The 2,510-nt window shown below is 71.1% G+C and carries 4 protein-coding genes and 1 pseudogene; 1 reads left to right on the top strand and 4 read right to left on the bottom strand.

Translation table 11 applies throughout. The annotated features are described in order from the left end of the window. Both tsaB and FV223_RS25190 read right to left on the bottom strand, forming a co-directional pair. Nucleotides 1-484 (bottom strand): tRNA (adenosine(37)-N6)-threonylcarbamoyltransferase complex dimerization subunit type 1 TsaB (gene tsaB / locus FV223_RS25195; protein WP_147729515.1); only part of this gene is annotated, 484 nt, incomplete at its 3' end. Between the two features lie 189 nt (nucleotides 485-673). Then, on the bottom strand, nucleotides 674-1,240 hold the full coding sequence (locus FV223_RS25190) for a NifU family protein (protein WP_147729514.1): 567 nt from the start codon (nucleotides 1,238-1,240) through the stop codon (nucleotides 674-676). 284 nt (nucleotides 1,241-1,524) lie between these two features. Here FV223_RS25190 and rplS point away from each other — a divergent pair, with 284 nt between their 5' ends. Further along, nucleotides 1,525-1,920, top strand: coding sequence for a 50S ribosomal protein L19 (gene rplS, locus FV223_RS25185; protein ID WP_147729513.1), 396 nt, complete (start codon nucleotides 1,525-1,527; stop codon nucleotides 1,918-1,920). 102 nt (nucleotides 1,921-2,022) lie between these two features. On the opposite strand, the gene FV223_RS32095 is transcribed toward rplS, so the two are convergent. Both FV223_RS32095 and FV223_RS32090 read right to left on the bottom strand, forming a co-directional pair. Beyond that, nucleotides 2,023-2,355 (bottom strand): FTR1 family protein, encoded by a 333-nt coding sequence (locus FV223_RS32095; RefSeq protein ID WP_246689803.1) that lies wholly within the window; start codon nucleotides 2,353-2,355, stop codon nucleotides 2,023-2,025. Beyond that, a pseudogene (locus FV223_RS32090) lies at nucleotides 2,304-2,510 on the bottom strand (50S ribosomal protein L19); the annotation flags it as partial. The gene FV223_RS32095 and the pseudogene FV223_RS32090, both read right to left, overlap by 52 nt.

Genomic DNA, 2,510 nt, shown 5'->3' with positions numbered 1-2,510 from the left:
GGGTGACGGGGCCGGCCCCGAGCCGGTCGGCGGCCTCCTCGAGGCGCAGGTGCGTCGGCGGCACGACGATGCCGTCGCCCGCGCTCATCGCCTGGAGGTAGACCGCACCGTGGCGGGCATCGATCGCGGCGGCGATCAGGCCGTCGCCGTTCAGCGCCAGCTGCGGCGCCAGCAGCGCCGAGAGGGTGGTGACCCCGACCACGGGAATGCCGGCGGCGAGGCCGACGGCGCGGGCCGCCGACAGGCCGACGCGCAGGCCGGTGTAGCTGCCGGGGCCGACGGTGACGGCGACGCGGGACAGGCCCTCGAACCCGGCCTCGAACCGGGCCATCACCCGCTCGACCAGCGGCAGCAGCGCCTCGGCGTGGCCGCGGGCGAGCGTCATGGATTCCTGCGCGAGCAGATCGACGGACCCGTCGGCCGCCTCGGTCGCGACGCAGGCCGAGCAGAGCTCGAGTGCCGTGTCGATGGCCAGGATATGCACGCCCACTCCCGTTCGCCGGGGCTTCGCTCCCGTCCGCCCTCTGAAGGAAGCCGCGAGCCTAAGCCAAAACGGCCGCGCCCGTCAGTGCGGGGCGGCCGTCGGCGCGCGGTTCGGGAGAAGGTGTTGCAAAGGCGCTTCGGGTGCCGGCTGGGCGCGCACCCGAAGCGCCGCGATTTCGAAGCGCCGGTCTCAGACCGCCTGGACTTCCCGGATCTCGGGCAGGAAGTGCTTGAACAGGTTCTGCACGCCGTGCCGGAGCGTCGCGGTCGAGGACGGGCAGCCGGAGCAGGCGCCCTTCATCTCCAGGTAGACGACGCCTTCCTTGTAGCCGCGGAAGGTGATGTCGCCGCCGTCGCCCGCCACCGCCGGGCGCACGCGGGTCTCGAGCAGGTCCTTGATCGTCACCACGGTGTCGTGGTCGGCGGCGTCGTAGAATTCCTCGGCGTCGTCGTCGGCCTGCGCGGAGCCTTCCGCCATCACCGGCGCGCCGGACTGGAAGTGCTCCATGATCGCGCCCAGAAGGGCCGGCTTGACCTGCGGCCACTCGTCGACGCCGTCGGCCTTGGTCACCGAGATGAAGTCGTGGCCGAAATACACGCCGGCGACGCCGGGCACGTCGAACAGGCGCTGCGCCAGGGGCGAGCGGGCGGCGCCGTCCGCGTCCTTGGCCTCGAAGGTGCCCTCCTGCAGCACCACCCGGCCGGGCAGGAACTTCAGGGTGGCGGGGTTCGGGGTCGCTTCGGTCTGGATGAACATGTCTGACAGGATCCTCGTCCGCTGCGCCGGTTCAAGGCCGGCCGGGAACGGCGCGTCTCGCGCCATCCTCCATGTGGACCGCGGACCGGATTTTCTCAACCGGGGCGGGCAATCGACGGGCCCCGCCGGCAATGGGCAATCGCCGCCGGCAATCGACGGGCGCGGCCGGCAATCGACAAGCGCGTGGGCTTGGTGTATCGCGGCGCCAACTCAAAACAGGATGCCGAAATCCTGACGCCCGCAAGCCCATCCGGGGCAGCGCGGCGCGACGGCCGGAGCTATTCATGAACATCATCCAGCAGCTCGAGCAGGAAGAAGTCGCTCGACTGAACAAGACCATCCCCGACTTCCAGCCCGGCGACACGGTGATCGTGAACGTCAAGGTCAAGGAAGGCGAGCGCACCCGCGTCCAGGCCTACGAGGGCGTGGTGATCGCGCGCTCCGGCGGCGGCCTCAACGAGAGCTTCACCGTCCGCAAGATCTCCTACGGCGAGGGCGTCGAGCGCCTGTTCCCGGTCCACGGCCCGCTGATCGATTCGATCAAGGTGGTGCGCCGCGGCAAGGTACGCCGGGCCAAGCTGTACTACCTGCGCGATCGCCGCGGTAAGTCCGCCCGCATCGCCGAGCGCACCGACAAGAACAAGGGCAAGGCGAAGGCCGCGCCGGCCGCCGCCGAGTAGTCCGCGCCTCCCCGTACGGGGAGCGGACGCGACGAGAAAAGCCCGCCGCGATCCGATCGCGGCGGGCTTTTCGTTGCCGCGGTTGCGTGCCGGCCGAGGCGCTCAGGCGGTGCGCAGGGCCCGGCGCTTGCTCGAGGCGGTCACCTGCATCAGCCCGACCATCACCAGGATCGTGCCGACGTAGACGATGCCCTGGAGCGCGGTCGGGCGGTCGGTGTAGCCGACGAGCGCGTGCAGCACGCGGCCCGGCCAGCCGTTCTCCGGGATCAGGCCGGACGAGTTCCACAGGATCTGGTCGAGCCCGGTGACGATGCCGGCGTTCGACAGGAACTGCGCCGCCTGCGCCGCGAGGCCGGCGGCGAGGAAGATGATCAGCGCGCTCGTCACCGAGAACACGTAGCGGCTCGGGATCGCGGCGAGGCCGAAATAGCTGATGCCCGAGAGCAGGGCGCCTGCGCCGACGCCGGCGAGCGCCCCGGCCTGCAGGTAGTACAGCTTGGCCCGGCGTACCTTGCCGCGGCGCACCACCTTGATCGAATCGATCAGCGGGCCGTGGACCGGGAACAGGCGCTCGACGCCCTCGCCGTAGG

Source organism: Methylobacterium sp. WL116 (genome assembly GCF_008039455.1).
In the GTDB taxonomy this organism is placed as follows: domain Bacteria; phylum Pseudomonadota; class Alphaproteobacteria; order Rhizobiales; family Beijerinckiaceae; genus Methylobacterium.
This window is presented reverse-complemented; position numbering and strand designations above follow the sequence as displayed.